Source organism: Niveispirillum sp. SYP-B3756, from assembly GCF_009495745.1.
GTDB lineage: Bacteria > Pseudomonadota > Alphaproteobacteria > Azospirillales > Azospirillaceae > Niveispirillum.
In genome coordinates this window covers 698,627-718,142 of sequence record NZ_WIDQ01000001.1, presented here as the reverse complement: position 1 = coordinate 718,142, position 19,516 = coordinate 698,627, and the positions used below count along the sequence as shown (strand labels likewise).

Annotated in this window: 21 protein-coding genes; 7 read left to right on the top strand and 14 right to left on the bottom strand. The window is 63.0% G+C overall.

Annotated features, from left to right (window positions below; genetic code table 11):
• From GE253_RS03395 to pheS, 3 genes are all read left to right on the top strand, one after another.
• On the top strand, window positions 1-243 hold the full coding sequence (locus tag GE253_RS03395; RefSeq protein WP_153202675.1) for a hypothetical protein: 243 nt from the start codon (window positions 1-3) through the stop codon (window positions 241-243).
• Entirely contained in the window at window positions 240-569 is a 330-nt protein-coding gene (locus GE253_RS03390; protein ID WP_153202674.1) for a type II toxin-antitoxin system VapC family toxin, read from the top strand. The genes GE253_RS03395 and GE253_RS03390 overlap by 4 nt, the downstream gene beginning before the upstream one ends.
• Before the next feature lie 129 nt (window positions 570-698).
• Complete coding sequence (gene pheS / locus GE253_RS03385; RefSeq protein ID WP_153202673.1) at window positions 699-1,775, top strand: phenylalanine--tRNA ligase subunit alpha; 1,077 nt, start codon at window positions 699-701, stop codon at window positions 1,773-1,775.
• Window positions 1,776-1,888: 113 nt separating this feature from the next.
• Here pheS and dnaJ read toward each other — a convergent pair whose 3' ends face one another.
• Window positions 1,889-3,034 (bottom strand): molecular chaperone DnaJ, encoded by a 1,146-nt coding sequence (gene dnaJ / locus GE253_RS03380; protein ID WP_153202672.1) that lies wholly within the window; start codon window positions 3,032-3,034, stop codon window positions 1,889-1,891.
• A gap of 188 nt (window positions 3,035-3,222) precedes the next feature.
• The gene (gene dnaK, locus GE253_RS03375) at window positions 3,223-5,145 is read right to left on the bottom strand and encodes a molecular chaperone DnaK (protein WP_153202671.1); all 1,923 of its coding nucleotides are present in this window, start codon (window positions 5,143-5,145) and stop codon (window positions 3,223-3,225) included.
• 595 nt (window positions 5,146-5,740) lie between these two features.
• Between dnaK and GE253_RS03370 the strand changes: the two genes are divergently transcribed.
• On the top strand, window positions 5,741-6,007 hold the full coding sequence (locus tag GE253_RS03370) for a hypothetical protein (protein ID WP_153202670.1): 267 nt from the start codon (window positions 5,741-5,743) through the stop codon (window positions 6,005-6,007).
• A 118-nt stretch (window positions 6,008-6,125) separates the two neighbouring features.
• Here the strand turns inward: GE253_RS03370 and GE253_RS03365 are convergent, their stop codons facing one another.
• The 7 genes from GE253_RS03365 to GE253_RS03335 form a co-directional block, all read right to left on the bottom strand.
• The gene (locus GE253_RS03365) at window positions 6,126-6,353 is read right to left on the bottom strand and encodes a hypothetical protein (protein WP_247878446.1); all 228 of its coding nucleotides are present in this window, start codon (window positions 6,351-6,353) and stop codon (window positions 6,126-6,128) included.
• Window positions 6,354-6,356: 3 nt separating this feature from the next.
• Window positions 6,357-6,815: a Fur family transcriptional regulator gene (locus GE253_RS03360; RefSeq protein WP_153202669.1), complete on the bottom strand. Its 459-nt coding sequence runs from the start codon at window positions 6,813-6,815 to the stop codon at window positions 6,357-6,359.
• A 244-nt stretch (window positions 6,816-7,059) separates the two neighbouring features.
• Window positions 7,060-8,358 (bottom strand): glycosyltransferase, encoded by a 1,299-nt coding sequence (locus GE253_RS03355; RefSeq protein WP_153202668.1) that lies wholly within the window; start codon window positions 8,356-8,358, stop codon window positions 7,060-7,062.
• 107 nt (window positions 8,359-8,465) lie between these two features.
• Entirely contained in the window at window positions 8,466-10,184 is a 1,719-nt protein-coding gene (locus GE253_RS03350) for an acyl-CoA dehydrogenase family protein (protein ID WP_153202667.1), read from the bottom strand.
• Window positions 10,185-10,252: 68 nt separating this feature from the next.
• Window positions 10,253-10,678 (bottom strand): PilZ domain-containing protein, encoded by a 426-nt coding sequence (locus GE253_RS03345; protein ID WP_153202666.1) that lies wholly within the window; start codon window positions 10,676-10,678, stop codon window positions 10,253-10,255.
• Between the two features lie 134 nt (window positions 10,679-10,812).
• On the bottom strand, window positions 10,813-13,416 hold the full coding sequence (locus GE253_RS03340; protein WP_153202665.1) for an FtsX-like permease family protein: 2,604 nt from the start codon (window positions 13,414-13,416) through the stop codon (window positions 10,813-10,815).
• Window positions 13,413-14,126, bottom strand: a complete 714-nt coding sequence (locus tag GE253_RS03335; RefSeq protein ID WP_153202664.1) for an ABC transporter ATP-binding protein — start codon at window positions 14,124-14,126, stop codon at window positions 13,413-13,415. The genes GE253_RS03340 and GE253_RS03335 overlap by 4 nt, the downstream gene beginning before the upstream one ends.
• A 64-nt stretch (window positions 14,127-14,190) precedes the next feature.
• Here GE253_RS03335 and GE253_RS03330 point away from each other — a divergent pair, with 64 nt between their 5' ends.
• Both GE253_RS03330 and GE253_RS03325 read left to right on the top strand, forming a co-directional pair.
• The gene (locus tag GE253_RS03330; RefSeq protein WP_247878445.1) at window positions 14,191-14,829 is read left to right on the top strand and encodes an arylesterase; all 639 of its coding nucleotides are present in this window, start codon (window positions 14,191-14,193) and stop codon (window positions 14,827-14,829) included.
• A 6-nt stretch (window positions 14,830-14,835) separates the two neighbouring features.
• Window positions 14,836-15,969 (top strand): FIST C-terminal domain-containing protein, encoded by a 1,134-nt coding sequence (locus tag GE253_RS03325; RefSeq protein WP_153202662.1) that lies wholly within the window; start codon window positions 14,836-14,838, stop codon window positions 15,967-15,969.
• A gap of 39 nt (window positions 15,970-16,008) precedes the next feature.
• On the opposite strand, the gene GE253_RS03320 is transcribed toward GE253_RS03325, so the two are convergent.
• From GE253_RS03320 to GE253_RS03305, 4 genes are read right to left on the bottom strand one after another with little or no spacing between them, the layout of a single operon-like run.
• Window positions 16,009-16,647, bottom strand: coding sequence for a histidine phosphatase family protein (locus tag GE253_RS03320; protein WP_153202661.1), 639 nt, complete (start codon window positions 16,645-16,647; stop codon window positions 16,009-16,011).
• Window positions 16,638-17,537 (bottom strand): oxygen-dependent coproporphyrinogen oxidase, encoded by a 900-nt coding sequence (gene hemF, locus GE253_RS03315; RefSeq protein WP_153202660.1) that lies wholly within the window; start codon window positions 17,535-17,537, stop codon window positions 16,638-16,640. The genes GE253_RS03320 and hemF overlap by 10 nt, the downstream gene beginning before the upstream one ends.
• Window positions 17,538-17,577: 40 nt before the next feature.
• Window positions 17,578-18,048, bottom strand: coding sequence for a TrmH family RNA methyltransferase (locus GE253_RS03310; RefSeq protein WP_153202659.1), 471 nt, complete (start codon window positions 18,046-18,048; stop codon window positions 17,578-17,580).
• A 41-nt stretch (window positions 18,049-18,089) separates the two neighbouring features.
• A complete protein-coding gene (locus tag GE253_RS03305) occupies window positions 18,090-18,329 on the bottom strand; it encodes a hypothetical protein (protein WP_153202658.1) in 240 nt (79 codons plus the stop codon).
• Between the two features lie 381 nt (window positions 18,330-18,710).
• On the opposite strand from GE253_RS03305, the gene GE253_RS03300 reads away from it, so the two are divergent.
• Window positions 18,711-19,067: a DUF805 domain-containing protein gene (locus tag GE253_RS03300; RefSeq protein WP_348770768.1), complete on the top strand. Its 357-nt coding sequence runs from the start codon at window positions 18,711-18,713 to the stop codon at window positions 19,065-19,067.
• A 78-nt stretch (window positions 19,068-19,145) separates the two neighbouring features.
• On the opposite strand, the gene GE253_RS03295 is transcribed toward GE253_RS03300, so the two are convergent.
• Window positions 19,146-19,502 carry a hypothetical protein gene (locus tag GE253_RS03295; protein ID WP_153202657.1) on the bottom strand — a complete coding sequence of 119 codons (357 nt, stop codon included), beginning with the start codon at window positions 19,500-19,502 and terminating at the stop codon, window positions 19,146-19,148.
• Between the last annotated feature and the right edge of the window lie 14 nt (window positions 19,503-19,516).

Genomic DNA, 19,516 nt, shown 5'->3' with positions numbered 1-19,516 from the left:
ATGGGCTCGCTGCTCATCCGCAACCTTGATGACAGTCTGATCAAGGGGCTGGCGGATCGTGCCAGCCGTTCTGGTCGAACCGTGGAGGAGGAGGTGGCCAGCATCCTTCAGCATACGCTGGCGGCAGGGCAAAGCCCCGAGCTGATCGAGCGTCTGGCCTCCCTGCGTGCCGCCACGGCCGGCATGTGCCGAACGCCATCGGAACTGCTGCTGCGCGAAGATCGGGACAGCGACCACCGATGAGAGTCGTGCTGGATGCCAGCGTGGCCATCAAGCTGGCCACGACGGAACCGGATTCGTACCAGGCGGAGCCACTGGTTTATTGTGGGCTGCACGCACCAGACCTGATGTTTGCCGAAATCACCAATATCATCTGGAAAAAGCAGGCGCGCGGGGATCTGACGGTGGAACTGGGCCAGCAGGCGCTTGACGCATTGTCCAGCCTGCGCCTGACCGTGACCCCATCGCACGACCTGATGGGGATGGCGTTGGAACTGGCATCAGCCACCAGCCATCCCGCCTATGACATGTTTATGTGGCCCTGGCGATTCGGTCGGGTATCCCCTTGATCACTGCCGACACAAGGCTGGTGGGCCGGATACGGGCCTTGTCACCCACCCCCTCATGGGCGTACCTGATCACGCCGCTGGCTGAATTCCAACCGGGCTGATGCCCCTTCATTGTTTTCCAGGACCATCATGGACACGCTCGACACTCTTCAGTCCGAATTGCTGGCCACCATCGCCGGGGCCTCCGACAGCGCCGCGCTGGAGGAGGTGCGGGTGTCGGCCATGGGCAAGAAGGGCCGCATCACGGCGCTGATGGGCGACATGCGCACCCTGACGCCGGATGAGCGCAAGACGCGCGGTGCCGCCCTGAACGCCGTGAAGATCGCCGTGGAAGCCGCCATCGAGGCGCGCCGGGGTGAACTGAAGGCCGCCGAACTGGCCAAGAAGCTGGAGGCGGAGCGCATCGACGTTACCCTGCCGTCCCGCCCGGAAAGCCAGGGCCGCATCCACCCGATCAGCCAGACGGTGGATGAGATCGTGGCCATTTTCGGCGCCATGGGCTTCACCGTCGCCGAAGGGCCGGATATCGAGACGGATTTCCATAATTTCACCGCCCTGAACATCCCGCCGGAACATCCGGCGCGGCAGATGCACGACACCTTCTATCTGCCGCCGGCTGCCGATGGGGCGGCGCGCGTGCTGCGCACCCATACCAGCCCGGTGCAGATCCGCACCATGTTGACGGAAAAGCCGCCCATCCGCATCATCGCCCCGGGCCGCACCTACCGTTCCGACTATGATCAGACCCACACGCCGGTGTTCCATCAGGTGGAAGCGCTGGTGATCGGGGAAGATATCCATATGGGCCATCTGAAGGGGACGCTGCTGGAATTCTGCCGCGCCTTCTTCCAGATCGACGATCTGCCCATCCGTTTCCGCCCCAGCTTCTTCCCCTTCACCGAACCGTCGGCAGAGATCGATATCGGCTGCGCGCGCAAGGGCGGGGAGCTGAAGCTGGGCAATTTCGGCGATTGGCTGGAAATTGGCGGCAGCGGCATGGTGCACCCCAAGGTGCTGGAAAATTGCGGCATCGACAGCACCAAGTATCAGGGCTTTGCCTTCGGCATGGGGATCGAGCGCATGGCCATGCTGAAATACGGCATCCCCGACCTGCGCACCTTCTTTGAGGCTGATCTGCGCTGGCTGAAGCATTACGGCTTCGTGCCGCTGGACCAGCCCAATCTGGCGCAAGGGCTGGCCCGCTGACAGGAGCACGGGTTACGGTTGATCCCGTAACCCGCCCTATCGTTCGTAGATAATAAAAAAAGCCCGGACGGTGCTGCCACTGTCCGGGCTTTTTACGGAAACCACCGTGCCGATCAATCCTTCAGATCGGCCCAGAGTTCCTTGACCTTAGCGAAGAAGCCTTCCGACTCGGGATTATGGCCGGCCTCGGCCTCCTTATCGAACTCCTTCAGCAGTTCCTGCTGGCGCTTGGTCAGGTTGACCGGCGTTTCCACCACCACCTGGATATACATGTCACCGCGCGCCGGGCTGCGTAGCACGCTCATGCCCTTGCCTTTCAGGCGGAACTGGTGGCCCGTCTGGGTGCCGGCGGGCACACTGATCTTGGCGCGGTTGCCATCAATCGTCGGCACTTCGACATTGCCGCCCAGGGCTGCCACAGTCATCGGGATCGGCACCCGGCAATGCAGGTTGGCCCCATCACGCTGGAAGAAGCGGTGTGGCGCCAGGGAGAGGAAAATATAAAGATCGCCGGGGCTGCCGCCGCGCAGGCCCGCTTCGCCCTCACCGGCCAGACGGATGCGGGTACCATCCTCCACGCCCGCCGGAATATTGACCTGCAGGGTCTTTTCCTTGCGCACGCGGCCCTGGCCACCGCAATGGCGGCAGGGATCCTTGATCACTCGTCCAGCGCCACCGCAGGTGGGGCAGGCGCGTTCGATGGTGAAGAATCCCTGCTGGGCCCGCACCTTGCCGGCCCCGTTACAGGTGGTGCAGGTGGTGGGGCTGCTGCCCGCCTCCGCGCCTGACCCGCCGCAGGGATCGCACATCACGCTGGTGGGCACGCGCACCTGGGTGGTATTGCCCTTGAAGGCATCCTCCAGGCTGATTTCCAGATTATAGCGCAGGTCATTGCCGCGATTATTGCTCTGACCCGGGGCGCCGCCACGGCCACGGCCCATGAACTCACCGAACATCTCATCAAAGATGTCAGCGAAACCGCCGCCGAAATCAAAGCCGCCCGGCCCGGCACCGGGACGCCCACCACCGCCGCCTTCAAAGGCGGCATGGCCGAATCGGTCATAGGCAGCCCGCTTCTGCTCGTCCTTCAGGCAATCATAGGCTTCGCTGACTTCCTTGAATTTCTGCTCAGCACCCTTGTCACCCTGGTTGCGGTCCGGGTGGTACTGCATGGCCAGCTTGCGATAGGCCTTCTTCAGGTCATCCGCGCTGGCGGATTTCTGAACGCCCAGGACATCATAATAATCGCGCTTCGACATGGCGGCCTCAAGCCCCTTCCCAACCGGTCCGGCCGCCCACCATCGTGTGCTGCTGCCGGATTCGCACCATTCCAACATCTGTCATGCCTTGCCCCATCATGCAACAGGCCCGCCCGGAGATTTCCGGGCGGGCCCGCGCCATTCTGGAACCGGCGGTCCCGCCCCCTGATCAGGGGAAAGGCTGGGGATCAGCCCTTCTTGCGGTGATCGTCGTTGACTTCCTCGAAGTCGGCATCGACCACCTTGTCACCGGCGGGCGCGTCATCGTCGGACGGGCCGGCATCGGCAGCACCGGCGGGGCCTTCCTGGCCGGCCTTGTACAGCGCCTCACCCACCTTCATGGAGGCCTGGGCCAAGGCGTCGGTCTTGGCCTTGATGGCGGCGGCATCGTCACCACCCAGGGCGGACTTCAGCTCGGCAATGGCGGCTTCCACCGCACTCTTGTCGGCAGCAGCGATCTTGTCGCCATTTTCCGACAGGGTGCGCTCGGTGGAGTGGATCAGGCCGTCAGCGTGGTTGCGGGCTTCCACCAGCTCCTTGCGCTTCTTGTCCTCGGCGGCGTGCGCCTCGGCGTCCTTCACCATCTTGTCGATGTCGGCATCCGACAGACCGCCGGAAGCCTGGATGCGGATGGTCTGCTCCTTGTTCGTCGCCTTGTCCTTGGCGGACACATTGACGATACCGTTGGCGTCGATGTCGAAGGTCACTTCGATCTGCGGCACGCCGCGCGGGGCGGACGGGATGCCCATCAGGTCGAACTGGCCCAGCATCTTGTTATCGGCGGCCATTTCGCGTTCACCCTGGAACACGCGGATGGTCACGGCCGACTGGTTGTCTTCCGCCGTGGAGAAGACCTGGGACTTCTTGGTCGGGATCGTCGTGTTGCGATCGATCAGGCGGGTGAACACGCCGCCCAGCGTCTCAATACCCAGCGACAGCGGGGTGACGTCCAGCAGCAGCACGTCCTTGACGTCGCCCTTCAGCACGCCGCCCTGGATGGCCGCACCGATGGCCACCACCTCGTCGGGGTTCACGCCACGGTTCGGCTCCTTGCCGAAGATCTGCTTCACGGTCTCAATGATCTTGGGCATACGGGTCATGCCGCCGACCAGGATTACCTCGTCCACTTCCGACGCCTTCAGGCCGGCATCCTTCAGCGCCGCCTGGCAGGGGCCGACGGTGCGGCGCACCAGATCTTCCACCAGGGCTTCCAGCTTGGCGCGGGTCAGCTTGATGTTCAGGTGCTTCGGACCGGACGCATCGGCGGTGATGAAGGGCAGGTTCACTTCCGTCTGGACGGAGCTGGACAGCTCAATCTTGGCCTTTTCGGCGGCTTCCTTCAGGCGCTGCAGGGCCAGACGGTCCTTGCGCAGGTCAATGCCCTGCTCCTTCTGGAATTCCTCGGCCAGATAATCGATGATCTTGCCGTCGAAATCTTCACCGCCCAGGAAGGTGTCGCCATTGGTGGACTTCACCTCGAACACGCCGTCGCCGATTTCCAGGATCGACACGTCGAACGTACCACCACCCAGATCATACACGACGATGGTGCCGGCACCCTTCTTTTCCATGCCATAGGCAAGGGCGGCGGCCGTCGGCTCGTTGATGATGCGCAGCACTTCCAGGCCGGCGATCCGGCCGGCATCCTTGGTGGCCTGACGCTGGCTGTCATTGAAATAGGCGGGCACGGTGATAACGGCCTGGGTGACCTTTTCACCCAGATAAGCCTCAGCGGTTTCCTTCATCTTCTGCAGGATGAAGGCGCTGACCTGGCTGGGGCTGTATTTTTCACCATGGGATTCGACCCAGGCGTCGCCATTGCCGCCAGAGACGATCTTATAAGGAACGAGGGCGGCGTCCTTCTTGGTCACCGGGTCGTCATAGCGACGGCCGATCAGGCGCTTGATCGCGAACAGCGTATTGTCGGGGTTGGTGACGGCCTGACGCTTGGCCGGCTGACCGACCAGACGTTCGCCGCCCTGCGTGAAGGCGACCATCGACGGGGTGGTACGCGCACCTTCGGCATTTTCGATGACCTTGGCCTGCGTGCCTTCCATAACGGCCACGCACGAATTGGTGGTGCCCAGATCGATCCCGATAACCTTGCTCATGACGACCTCTCGTTTCCGGCAGAACGCCCGCGGCCCGATCCTGTTCCGGCACCGCAGGGGCGATCCCCATGGGTTTTGCTGTATCCATATATGGCCGTACCCGGCCAAACCCCAAGAGCTCGTGATCGGCCCTTGGTGCAAAGCAGATATAGGCACCTGTGACAGATGCTGCAACTGGCACCTTGCGGGTCCGCTCTGTTTCCCGGCCTCAGCACCGTGATCGGGTCTATCCGGCGATGATTCTTTCCCCGAGTCGGCACAGTCAACGTCATAGGACTGACACAGCAATATAAAATAGTATGAGTCCTACGGAAGGGGATTTGGAGAAAGATATGGGCCGCATACAGGAGAAACCAGGATATTTGTCTGGCGCATAGACTGCCCTTATCAAGGGGTTCCAATAAATCCTAAGGCGAGAGGTCGCCCATCAACCAGTTCAACCAGGGTTTGTTTGCACGCCGTTAAAACAGGTGTTATTGTTAAGGCCTGTAAAACGAAATATTAATACGTTTACATCTATCAAAATAGATGGATTTTATGTAAAGTCCTGGAGGTGAGGTAATCAACAAGGCCAGATGACGGCTGGGGGACTCATATGACTTATGCAAACCAGATGCTGATCGCCGAAAATAGCAGCAGCAACCGCGAGCAAGAGGTGGCGATCGCCATCAAGCGCTGTCTGGAAAGTCTGGTGGTGGACGCAAAACGCAGTCAGATGAAAGACTTGGCGGAGTTTCTGGCCCTGGCTGCCCTGGCGGCAGACGATGCGGCCCGGGCGGCGGCCCGCACGGCACCGCGTGCCATTCAGGCCCATCCGGCCTTCGGCGATCTCAGCAACAGTCGCGTTGTCGGCAACTGCTGATAGATAGTATTGGTGGGATGTTTGTGGTTTTTTGTCCGTCTGGAATATAGGCGGACAAGATTTCATTTAAAAAAGCAGAAATGCAGAAGCGATATCAACCGTCATTGATCATGCCAGATCAATGACGGCGGCCGTCGGCGATCCAGAAGGAGACAATGCCGGCGGCATCGGGCGGTGAGCTTTCCGGGTGATACCAGCGGTACACCGCCATGGCCGCGTCCAGGCAATAAGGCTCAGGCGCGCCGCTGGCGCGCATTTCCCGATAGGCGCGGGTGACGGCGGGACGGCAGCAATCGCCATCCCCCGCCATCCCCCCGTCACTGCCCCCTGTGCCGCAGCGGCGCATGGATCACATCTTCTTGGCGGCGGCCAGGCCACCGGCCTGCGGCTGGGTGACCGGGCGGTCCTTGCGCACACCGTACAATTCCAGACGGTGACCGATGAGCTTATACCCCAGCTCGTCGGCGATCTTCTCCTTGATGATCTCCAGATCCTCATTGGAGAATTCCACCACTTCACCGCTCTGCACATCGATCAGATGATGGTGATGTTCGTCGCGCGCCTCTTCGTAGCGGGCGCGGCCATCGCCGAAATCCAGCCGTTCGATCACGTTCGCCTCTTCAAACAGGCGCATGGTGCGATAGACGGTGGCGATGGAAATATGCGGATCGATCTCAATAGCCCGCCGGTAAACCTGCTCCACATCCGGGTGGTCCTGGCTGTCGGACAGGACGCGGCTGATGACGCGGCGCTGTTCGGTCATCTTCAGGCCCTTCTGGACACAAAGCTGTTCGAGGCGGGATGGCATGGGTCGGCTCCGAAAAACGGTCAGCGGCAAATGGTTCCGCCAACATATGGACGAAAACCTCGACGAAGGGGAGGGGGTACGGCAACGAAAAAGGATGTGGAAACAGCTATGCTGTTCCCGTTGGCCGGTATCCCCTTTCCGGCTACCGTCCGACGCGGGCATCGAATGGCGGTAAACCGTCAGTGATGACGCCCGTCCTATTCCTTGAACGGCCCCTTTATCCATCACCGGGGCGGGGAGGCCTTTACGCCAGGCCGGGTGTCTTTAACGGCCTCGACGACACCGCGACCGACTCGATAATTCCCACTGCTGTCGCAATCCCATTTTCACTGCGGATGAGCATACCGATCCGGGCCGCTGCCCGGCGCATGGTACTATCGGCGAGTGCCGACCGAATGGCATGGGCCAATTCATCGACCGTCAGACTTGAATAGGGCAATGCCGGGCCTGAAACGCCAATAGATGTCAAGCGTGCGCCCCAAAAGAACTGATCGGCCATGAAGGGCACGATCACCGACGGGATGCCGGCACGAAGGGCCGATGCCGTTGTGCCAGCGCCGCCATGATGCACAGCCAGCGCGACATGTTGAAATAACCAATCATGGGGCGCTTCCCCCACGACAAACACATCTCTCGATGGTGTCTCAGGTACCAGCCCACCCCAGCCTGCGGCAATGATGGCCCGGCAGCCCACCGACTTCAGTGCCGAGAGAATCAATCTCGTGGTCGATTGCGGATCAGGGAAGGTCATGCTTCCAAAACCGATATAAACCGGCGGCGCGCCCGCTGCGAGGAATTGGGTCAGTGCCTCGGGCGGTACCCATCCCGACGGTTTTTCAAGAAACCAATAACCCGTCACCGAAACATTATCGTCCCAATCATCCGGCCGCGGCACAAGATGCTCACTATAGGCCAGCAATGTCGGCCGCCGTTCGCGGTGAACCTTGGCAATGGGACCGGACAGCGGCCAAGCGGGCAGGCCGATAATGTTGCGCCGGGCCTTGTTCACATAGGATCGGGTCGACTGCCACAGCATCTGGTCGATGATGAAGTGATGAAGCCGGTTGCCCCATGGCGGCAACGGCTGTTGAGGGGGAGCGATCAACGGGCTTGGAAAGGCGCCCGTTGGGACAAGCGGCTGCATACAAGCCCATAGAAAGGGTCGATTGCTGGCCTCGGCAAGCGACAACATCGCGCTCAGGCTGCTGGTCTCCCCAATGAACAGATCCGATCCCGCCGTCTCTCGTTTGATGCCCGTCCACCATCGGTCGATGTTTCGCGCGCATATGGCCCTTGCCGCACGGATGGCAGCCGCCGGCTTCTTGCCGGAAGCGATAAGGCGCAGCCCATCAGCAGAGGCGAGTTCCTCCCGTATATCGCCATCGAGCAGGCCCAGCCGGACACCGGTTCCCTGCAACAAACCCGCACATGCGGGGGTTGTGACGAATATGACGTCATGTCCGCGTGCCGCAAGGGCAGACGCTACGGCTGCAATCGGCTGAACATCTCCACGAGATCCCAAGCTAGTGATAGAAATTTTCATATAAATTACCCCCGATAAAAGGTAATTTTATTGGATCTGAATGTAAATTTACTATAAGGATATTTATCTACTGATCCCTGGTGATTGCCGGCCCAAAAAATCTCATTTCAATCCACCGGATCATAGGCCAGAACGGCATCGAATTCGGCGTTGGCCGGGTCGATATCGGCGCTGATCGGGTCGGCCTTGCCCAGTACCTTGCGCACGAAGCGGCAGGCCACCAGCCATTTGCGCCGGTCGCCCAGGGCCAGATCGGCTACCGCCTCTTCACACAAAAGGGAAGCTGCCGCCGTGTCGGCCAGCAGTGTCAGCAGGCGGCGGCCATGGCGTGGCCCCTGGCCGGGATTGCGGCGCAGGAAGGCCAGCGCCGCGCGGCATTCCTCCAGCGCCCCTTCCAGAATGGCGGTCACATCATCGGCGGCCGCTTCGCGGTTGGGGCTGGGCAGATCGGCCAGGATGGCACCCATCCGGGCCAGGAAAATCTGATCGCCGGCCCGCTTGCCCGTCACCAGCCGCAGCAGTTCCAGGGCCTGGATATTGGCCGGCCCTTCCCAGACCGACACCACCAGACAATCGCGGTAGAAGCGTGATGTCGGCATTTCGTCGGTATAGCCATTGCCGCCCACCATCTCCACCGCCTGCCGGCACGCCGTCACCGCCTGTTCCGCCGTGCGGTATTTGGCCAGCGCTGTCACCAGCCGCAGCCAGTCATCCCCCTGATCGGGGTCGGCCAGATGCGCATCGAAGGCAAAGACCGACTCGAAGGACAGCACCGTGGCTGCCTCCAGCTCCATCTGCATATCCAGCAACTGGTCCTGCACCACCGGGTAATGGCGCAAAGCATGGCCAAAGGCGGTGCGGTGTCCGGCCCAGCCGGCGGATTCCAGGAAGGCGCGGCGCAGCAGCCCGGCGGAACCGACGGCATTATGGATGCGGCTATATTCCAGGGCCGCCATCATCGCCTTCAACCCATCGGGCGGGGCCGCCACTTCCAGGGCGAAGGCGCCCTCCAGGTCCAGTTCGGCCGTGGCCAGCCCACGCGTGCCTGCCTTTTCCTTCAGCCGGCGGGTGCGGTAGTGGTTGGGCGTGCCATCGTCCAGATGGCTGGGCACCAGATAGCAGCCCAGCCCGCGCCCGCCGGACTCCGACCCGTCGGGCCGGGCCGTGGCCAGCGCCAAGCCGGACCCGGCATTGCTGGTGAACCATTTGATGCCATGCAGGCGGAACCCGTCGTTACGGGCCTCGGCCCGCGTGGTGCTGGCCCCCACATCCGACCCGCCATGCAGTTCGGTGGCCCAGGTGCCACCGGACAGGGCATTGCCATCCATCCGCACCAGTTCGGGCAGGTACCGCCCGCGTACGGCCGGCGGGGCCAGCCGGTCCAGCACATAGGCCACCGCCCCCGTCATGGTGACGGGGCAATGGATGGAGATATCGGCCTGGGACAGCATATAGCCCATGGTGAAACAGGCGGTGTGGGAGGGCGCCCCCGTCGGCCCCAGCCCCTCCGGCTGATAGGCCAGCCCCACCGCCCCCCGGCGATAGGCCTCGGCATGGCAGGCGCGGTAATCGGGGTTCAGGATGACGCGGCCCCGCCGGTTACCGTCAATATCATAAGCATCCAGCCGGGGCGGGGCGAAGCGGTCGGTATACTCGGCCTGTTCATCCAGCGGGCCACCGGCCCAGGCCCCAAATTCCGACAAGCGCCCTTCGTGGGCTTCCAGCACATGCGGGCTGCGGCGTTCCAGCAACCGGATCAGGTTGGTGTCGCTGTCGAACAGGTTGCTGCCACGCGCGGTGCGCGGATAATCGCTGTCGCTGGTCATCGGCGTTTCCCCTTGGTTATCCGCAGGATGAACCAAGGCCGTCGCCGGGGAAAGGGGCTTGGGGAAGGTCAGCGATCCGCAAACCGCAGGCGCAACATGCCCGGCTCCACGGCGAGTACCAGGGCAGGGCGGTCTTCCAGCCAGCCCTGGACAGTGAAGCTGCCGGTCTCCCCCTCCCCCAGATCATTCTGATCGGTGAACATGAAACAGGCGCCGGTGCGGGACAGGTTCAGGGTTTCCCCGCGCAGTACCCTGCCTTCCAGGGCCAGCAAGGCGGGGCTGCGCACCGGCACGCGGGGAAAGCGGCGTCGCTCATCACTCACCCGCCGCCTGCTGGTGGCCGGTTCAGGCGGCGGCATCGGTATGTCGCCCCGGTGGCTCAACCATTCTGCCATTTCCACCCAGCGCTGGCTTTCCTCCGGGTCATCGGTATTCAGCGCTGCCTGCCAGCAGGCAATCAGCTTGGCGTTCAGCGCCTCATCCACCGTTTCCATCCCCGAACCCCGCTTATTGATAGGCCTGTCTGATGACCATTCGCCATGACGGTTGTAGGCGGCATCTCCGGTGCAGATACCGCCGCAACAGCATCATGGGGCAGCAAGGTTAAAACAAGCAAAAACCAGCTGCATCAATCATTGCGCAGCAACGGTGCCGCCGGCTGGCTGAGCGCCCGCCAAGTACCGATGAAGCCCAATGTAAGGGTGATGCCGGTGCAGAGCAGGGTGGTCAGCAACACCGATTGCGGCAGGAAGGTGAAACCGAAATCCATGACTTTGGTCAGCACCGCCCAGGCAACCAAGGTACCCAGCAACCCGGCGAAAGCCGATGTCACCAGACCCAGCAAGCCATATTCCAGCAGGAAGGCGCGCAGCACCGTACCGCGCGTGGCCCCCAGCACCTTCAGCACCACCGCATCATAGACGCGGCGGCGGTGCCCGGCGGCAATCGCCCCCGCCAGCACCAGCGTGCCGGCGACCAGTGTCACCGCCGCTGTCAGCCGCACCGCCACACCGACATTGCCCAGAATGCCGGAAATGGTTTCCAGCGCATCCTTCACCCGCACCGCACTGATATTGCTGAAGCGCCGCGCCACCTCCCGCTGGATGGTGGCTTCCGATGCCGGGTCGGCCATGATGGTGGCCAGATAGGTCTGCGGGGCCGCCTCCAGCACACCGGGGGAGAAGATCAAGGTGAAGTTGATGCCGATGCTTTCCCAGTCGATCTCCCGCACCACGGCCACTTCGCCTTCAATGTCGCGGCCCAGGATGTTCAGCGTCATGCGGTCGCCGGGGCCGATGCCGAAGGTGGTGGCGATATCCTTGTAGATGGCCAGCTTGGGCGGGCCCTGATAATCCGCCGGCCACCATTGGCCCGCCAGCACCACATCATCCTTGGGTGCCGCCGCCTGATAGGTGACACCCCGGTCGCCATTCAGCACCCAGGCATTCGCCTTGTCCTTCACCGCCTGTTCGGCTTCCACCCCATTCACGGCCACGATGCGACCGCGCAGGTTGGGCACCATGTTCAGGTCATGCGCGCCGGGCACCGCCAGCACTGTCTGGCGGAAGGCGTCCGCCTGATCGCCCTGGATATCAACAAAGAAAAAGGACGGCGCGTCGACGGGCAGCTTCTCCTGCACCTCGCGCCGGAAATTGCCTTCGATCAGGGCGATGGCCACCAGCACGGTCAGGCCCAGCCCCAGCGACAGCACCACCGCACTGGTGGGGTTGCCGGGCCGGTGGATATTGGTCAGCGCCAGCCGCAGCACAGGGCGCCTGGGCCGGCCCAGCGCCCGCGCGCCCCGTGTGATCAACCAGCCAGCCCCCCAGAAGGCCGCCAGCACCAGCAGGGAACCAACGACAAAGCCGGCGGCGAATAATTGTTCACGCGCCGTCGCCACGGCCAACCCCGCCAGCCCCAGCCCGGACAGGGCAATACCGGCCAGATAGGCCCCGCCGGGTCTTCCCTGCGCCTTCTGTACCAGATCGCGGAACAGGGCCACCGCCGGCACCTGCCGCGCCCGCCCCAAGGGCCAGAGCGAGAAGCAGAGGGCCGTCAGATAGCCAAAGCCCGCCGCAATGGCCAGCGCCCCTGGATAAAGCCCGATGCGGGCGGTGATGGGCAGCAACCCCGCCAGGGCGTGGCCCGTCAACAGCGGCACAATGGCCCCCACGATCAGGCCGAGGACGATACCGACCGATGCCAGGACCAATATCTGGATCAGATAGACCTGGAAGATCAGCGCGCCCGGCGCGCCCAGACATTTCAGCGTGGCGATGGTGGCGGACTTGGTATCCATATAGGCGCGCACGGCATTGCCCACGCCCACCCCGCCGACCAGCAGGGCCGTCAGCCCCACCAGGGTCAGGAACAGGGCCAGCCGGTCGATGAAGCGGGTCAGACCGGGGGCGGCGTTGGTGTAATCACGTAAACGCCAGTTGGCGTCCGCCATCTCTGCCTTGGCCTGATCGCGGAACTGTTCCACCGTCACGCCACTATGCAGTTTCACCTGATAGGACCAGGTGATCAGGCTGCCCTGCTGGATCAGCCCCGTCTGTTTCAGGGCCGCTTCGGACACCATCATCCGGGGGCCAAGGGAAAAGCTGCCCGACCCCGCCTTGTCCGGCTCCGCCGCGATGATGCCACGCACTTCCAGCGTCAATTCACCGACCGCCACCTTGGAGCCGGTTTTCAGGTCCAGCCGGGTGGCCAGCGTATCCTCGATCAACGCGCCAAAGCTGCCATCGCGGGCAGCCAGCAGCGATTGCACATCCACCACCTGCGGCTGGCCATCCGGCCCTTGGATCTGGAATTGGCCATAAAGCGGATAGGCCGGGCCGACGGATTTCAGTTCCACCAGCGCGCTTTGCCCGCTGTCGGCGGGGTCGCGCGCCATGGCCCGCATTTCGGCACTGGTCAGCACCTCCCCCCGCTCGGCCAGCCAGCGTAACTGTTCCGGCGTCGCTTCCCGATAGAGGATGCGGGCCGAAACATCGCCGCCCAGGATGGCGCGACCATCGCTTTGCAAACTGTCGGTGATGCCGGCGGAAATGGATTGCACGGCGGCAATCGCCGCCACGCCGATGGCCAGACAGGCGATGAAGATGCGAAAGCCGGACAGGCCGCCGCGCAACTCCCGCCGCGCTATGCGCAGCGCCATGGCAAGCTGGCCCAGCAGCCCGGCGGCATGGCGACCGCCCGTCGCCTGTCCGGGCAGGGTTGTCACGCTCATGGTGCGATCCCCCCCGCCCGGTCATCGACGATCAGCCCATCCACCAGCCGGATCACCCGGTCGCAGCTTTCGGCCAGGGCCGGATCATGGGTGATCAGCACGATGGTGGTGCCGTGGCGTTCAGCCATGCCGAACATCAGGTCAATCACCTTGCGCCCGGTATCGCCATCCAGATTGCCCGTCGGTTCGTCGGCCAGCAGCAGGGCCGGTTCCGGGGCGAAGGCGCGGGCCAGGGCCACGCGCTGCTGTTCGCCCCCGGAAAGCTGGCCAGGATAATGGGTCAGCCGGTGGCCCAGCCCCACCGCCTCCAGCCCGCGCCGGGCACGGTCGAACGCATCGGGCAAGCCGGCAAACTCCAGTGGAATGGCCACATTTTCCAGCGCCGTCATGGTGGGTATCAGGTGGAAGGACTGGAAGACGATCCCCACCTCATCCCGGCGGAAACGGGCCAGATCATCCTCCCCCATGCGGGTCAGTTCATGGCCATTCACCTGCACCGACCCGCTGCTGGGCGGCTGCAAACCGCCCAAAATCATCATCATGGAGGATTTGCCGGAGCCGCTGGGCCCCACCACGCCGACCCGCTCGCCGCGCCCGACGACCAGATTGATACCTTTCAGGATGTTGACGGGGCCGGCCTCACTCTCCAGCTTAAGATGGACCTGCCGAAGGGCGACAACGGACTCGGCCGGAGAGATGGGCTGCGCCATGAGGGAATCCCGCGTGTTGGACAATGTAATGCGATATGGCCCCGAGGGTGGGTTATTCAACCGGATGATTGCCGTCTTCGGGCTGCTTCTTTTCACTCTGTTCGCGCTAGCGCCCCCGGCTCCGGCGCAACAGGCCGCCCCCACCAAGATCATCGTGCTGGGGGACAGCCTTTCCGCCGGGTACAAGCTGCCGCGTGACGCCGCCTTCACCAGCCAGTTGGAAAAGGCACTGAAGGATAAGGGGTATCATGTGGTGGCCCCTGCCACCGGTGTGTCGGGTGAAACCACGGCGGGCGGGTTGGCCCGGCTGGATTGGCTGCTGGCCGACAAGCCCGATCTGGTGATCGTGGAATTGGGGGCCAATGACGGGTTGCGTGGCATCGATCCCGCCGCCACGCGGGAAAACCTGGACAAGATTCTGACCAAGCTGAAGGAACGCGGCGTGCCTGCCCTGCTGGCCGGCATGATGGCACCGCGCAATCTGGGCAGCGATTACGCCCGCCGCTTTGATGCCATCTATCCCGACCTGGCAAAGAAGCATGATGTACCGCTCTATCCCTTCTTCCTGGAAGGGGTGGCGATGGACCCGAAACTGAACCAGGAAGACGGGATGCACCCGACACAGGAAGGTGTTGCCGTGATCGTGCGCAATATCCTGCCCAGCGTCACCGCTGTGCTGGACAAGATGAAGAAGGCAGGCTGAGTGATCATGGAAGATATGCCGGCGACCGCCCCCCGCTTTGCCAGCAGCCTGGGCACCGGGCCGGACTGGTCACAGGCCGCCAAGGCCTGCTTGGATGGCTTGACCCTGGTCCCCGGTGCCAATCTGGGCATCGTCTATGTCACCGATGCGCTGGCCGACCAGTTTTCCAGCATCGTCACCCTGTTGCGCGGTGTCACCGGCGTGCGCGACTGGGTGGGGACTGTCGGGTTGGGTGTCTGTGCCGGATCGGTGGAACTGTTCGACCAGCCCGCCGTGTCGGTGCTGCTGGGCCGGTTTGACGAAGGCAGCTTTGCCGCCTTGCCGCCGCTGACGGATGGCACAGCACCACTGTCCAGCCTGGAGCCCTGGCTGCGCGACCATGCGCCCCTGCTGGGGCTGGTGCATGGCGACCCGCGCCATGCCCGCCTGCCCGACCTGTTGACCGATCTGGCCGGGCGCACCGGCTGTTTCCTGGTCGGCGGGCTGACGGCATCGCGGGGTGAACAGGCGCTGGCCGCCGGCCCCCTGGTCAGTGGTGAGGGCGTGGGTGGGGTGTTGTTCGATGCCGACGTCCCGGTGGTGACAGGTTTGACCCAAGGGTCAACTGTTCTGGGCGGTATCCACACCATCACCCGCGCCGAAAAGCATGTGGTGATGGAGATTGACGGCAGGCCGGCGTTGGACGTCTTCAAGCAGGATATCGGCCCGGAATTGGCAGGCGATCTGCGGCGTGTGGGCGGCCTGGTCTTTGCCGGCCTGCCCATCCAGGGCTTTGATCGCGGCGATTACCTGACGCGTAATCTGACCGCCATTGATCTGGAACGCGGCTGGATCGCCATTGGGGAAAACCTCAATAATGGCCAACCCATCCTGTTCTGCCGCCGTGACCGCGATGCCGCCCTGGTGGACCTGGAACGGATGCTGGAACAGGTGAAACGCCGCCTGTCCGGCCCGGTGCAGGGCGGCATCTATATCAGTTGCGTGGCCCGTGGCCGCAACCTGTTCGGCACGGATGGCGTGGAACTGGGCCTGATTCGCCAGCATCTGGGGGACTTCCCGCTGACCGGCTATTTCGCCGGTGGGGAGATTTCGAATGCCCAGCTTTATGGCTATACCGGCGTGCTGACGCTGTTCTTGTGAAGGGGGGAGGGGCGGTGCCTTGGATGCGGCTGCCCCCTTCTATCCCAACTCCTCCACGCCCTTTGGCGTCAGGCGCCAGACGCGATCCTGCGGCACGGCAAGGCGCACGGCGCGTTCCGGGGACAGGCCGGCATAATGGCCGCGCAAAATCCGCCCGCTCATCCCATGCGAAATGGCGATGGTGGGGCGGTCGATCTCCGCCAGAAAGGCGAACAGGCGGGCCTGCACCTGTTCATACCGTTCCCCTGCCGGGGCGCGGAACTGCCAGCCATGCGGGCCATGGGCCGACAGCCAGGGGTTGGCGCGGTAAATCTCGTCCCGCGTCATGCCTTCCCAGCGGCCGAAGCTGACTTCCGCGATGCGGGCATCCTGCTGGATGGGCAGGTCCAGATGGCGGTTGATGATGCGGGCTGTTTCCATCGTCCGCCCCAGCGGGGAGGCGACCAGCCGCACCGTCTCCCGCCAGTCGGGGATGGTTTCCACCAGCCGGCGCAGGATGGACCCAACGTGGTCGGCCTGGGCCCGGCCCCGCACTGTCAGGTTGCTGTCCAACTGGCCCTGACAGCGGGCGGCGACATTCCATTCCGTTTGCCCATGGCGCACCAGCAGCAGCGGGTGGGGCGGCAGGGCGGGGGCGGCTTCTGCCGCCTGATCAACAAACGCTACACTCACGGCCATTTCACTTCCGGCGGCAGGCTCATCAGGATGGCTTCGATATTGCCGCCGGTCTTCAGGCCGAACAGCGTACCGCGATCATGGATCAGGTTGAACTCGACATAGCGGCCCCGGCGGATCAGCTGATGCTCGCGCTGGGCCTCATTCCAGGCCAGATGCATCCGGCGGGCGACGATGCGGGGATAGGCATCCAGAAAGGCCAGCCCGACGGCGCGGGTGAAGGCGAAATCCGCCGCCCAGTCGCCGGTATCCAGGTTGTCATAGAAAATACCGCCGGCCCCGCGCGGTTCCCCGCGATGCGGCAGGAAGAAGTAACGGTCGCACCATTCCTTGAAACGGGGATAGTAATCATCCCCATGCGCGTCACAGGCGGCCTTCAAGGCGGCATGGAAATCGGCGGCATCCTCGGCCGTTTCCACAGAATCCAGGAACATCGGCGTCAGATCGGCCCCGCCGCCGAACCAGCCCTGGCCCGTCACCAGCATCCTTGTATTCATATGCACGGCCGGCACCAGGGGGCTGCGCATATGGGCCACCAGGCTGATGCCGCTGGCCCAGAATTCCCCCGTTTCCCCCGCACCAGGGATATTGGCGCGGAATTCAGGCGAGAAGGTGCCGTGAACGGTGGAGACATTCACCCCCACCTTTTCAAACACCCGACCCTTCATCAGGCCCATCACCCCGCCGCCGCCGTCAGCGCCATCATGGTTGGGGCGCGACCAGGGCTTGCGCTCAAACCGGCCGGGCGGCAGAGCCCCATGGGGACCGCCGGCCAGCTCATCCTCCAGCCGTTCGAAAGCCGCGCAAATCCGGTCGCGCAATTCCTCAAACCAGGCGCGGGCCTGGGCCTTGCGCTGGGTAACAATCTCTGGCGGGGGCAAGGGCGTGGGCATGACGGCGGTCCGGTGTTGGCGGGAAGGTCAGGGCAAGGATTTAACCGGAAATGGCGGGGGAGGCGGTAGGATAAAGTGATGTCTGGCGCAAAGCCTCCCCCACTACGATGGCCGCCGCCACTGCCACATTAAGCGAGCGTGCCCCCTGACGCATCGGCACCAGCACGCGGGCATCGGCGGCGTCATGCACATGATCGGGCACGCCGCAGCTTTCCTGGCCCAGCAGCAGAATGTCATCCGGCTGGAAGGTGAAATCCACATGCGGCACGGCGGCGCGCGTGGTCAGCAGCACCAGCCGTCCCTGGCGGGTCTGGTTGAACCGTTCCCAACTGCTGTGGCGGGTGATATCGGCGTGATCGGCATAATCCATCACGCTGCGGCGCAGACGACGGTCATCCAGGATGAAGCCGCAGGGCTCAATAATATCGATCCCCACATCCAGGCAGGCGCCCAGACGGATCAGGGTGCCGGCATTCTGCGGAATGTCCGGCTGGTAAAGGGCCAGTCTCAAGGGAAAATCTCAAACGCACCGGGCGGAAAGGGGAGGGCAAATCAGGTCAGCACATCCAGGAACATGCCCCGGCGATACCGGGCCGGCAGGCGCAGAATGCCGTCCACCAGCAAGGCGGCCAGTTCCTTGGGATTGGGCCAGCGATTGCCGGGACGCCCCAGCGGAATGCCCCGGCCGGATACGCCGGGCACGGCAGCCGGACCGGTGCGGCGCCCACCGCTTTCCGCCACCGAACCGCCAACCACATTGCCTGTCGATGAACCAACCCGTGAATCGACCATGGGCACGCCCTCCTGTTGAAGTTGCCATCATACCAAGAGCCATGGATCATGGCTCTTGGTATTTACCTGTTCCCTCAGTTGCCGGGCGGGCGCTTAAGGCACCCTTGGCTTCCGCGCCACGAAGTGCTGAGCCGGCGGTCGCCGGCCTCCAAGCCGCCTTCCAAACCCTCATGTCATCCTGGAAGCTACGGGTGGGTATGAGCGGCTGGCTGAGGGGCACAAAAGTGTGACCATCGGTCATGATTTCGTGCTGTTGGTGTAAGGCCTGATCACCCTGCCATTATCCGATGTTTCCACGGAGGAGATAATCAGCTGTGGGTAATTGACCAATTGATTGTTAATCAGATATGGTAGTTCGCTTTAATTTTTTGGGGGGATGAAGTGAACTGGTATCTTAAAGTTATGCGCCAGTATGCGGATTTCAACGGCCGCGCCCGGCGCAAGGAATATTGGATGTTCCTTCTGATCAATATCATCATCGCTGTCGCCTTAGCTGTCGTCGAGGGTGCGATCCTCGGCACTTCGGGCGTGCTCGGTGTGATCTACGCGCTGGCGATATTGATTCCTTCCTTCGCTGTTGCTGTGCGCCGCCTGCATGACAGTGGGCGCAGTGGCTGGTGGCTGCTTATTCAATTCGTTCCGGTATTGGGCTCCATCGTTTTGATCGTCTTCTGCTGCATGGACAGCGAAGAAAAGGACAATCAGTACGGCCCCAATCCCAAGCTCGTCACTGCCTGACATCAAGGTTGTGACAAAAGCAAAGGCCGGTTGCTTCGTGGGGAGGCAACCGGCCTTTTTTCTTGTCAAAGCCCGATATCAGATCAGGAAACTGTCAGGGTTGGGGATCGGCTTATTCTCGATCGCCTTCAGCAGGGCGAAGATGGTGCGTACCAGATACCAGACAAAAACCACCATCAGGATCAGAAAGCCGATGCCGATAAAACTGGTGAGCAGACCGATCAGGCTGACAACAAACCCGATCCAGAAGGTGCGGATGGCGAAACTCAGGTGATCGTACCAGATGTCGCTGCCCATCTCCCCCCGCTTCAGATAGGCGATGATGACAGCCACCAGCCCGGTCAGGCCGACAAAGCAGCTTGCCACGTTCAGCGCATGGACGATGATGACCAGCTCGCGCGATTTGGTCCCGCCCTCTCCCACAGAATAACTCATGCTGGTTTCCCCAT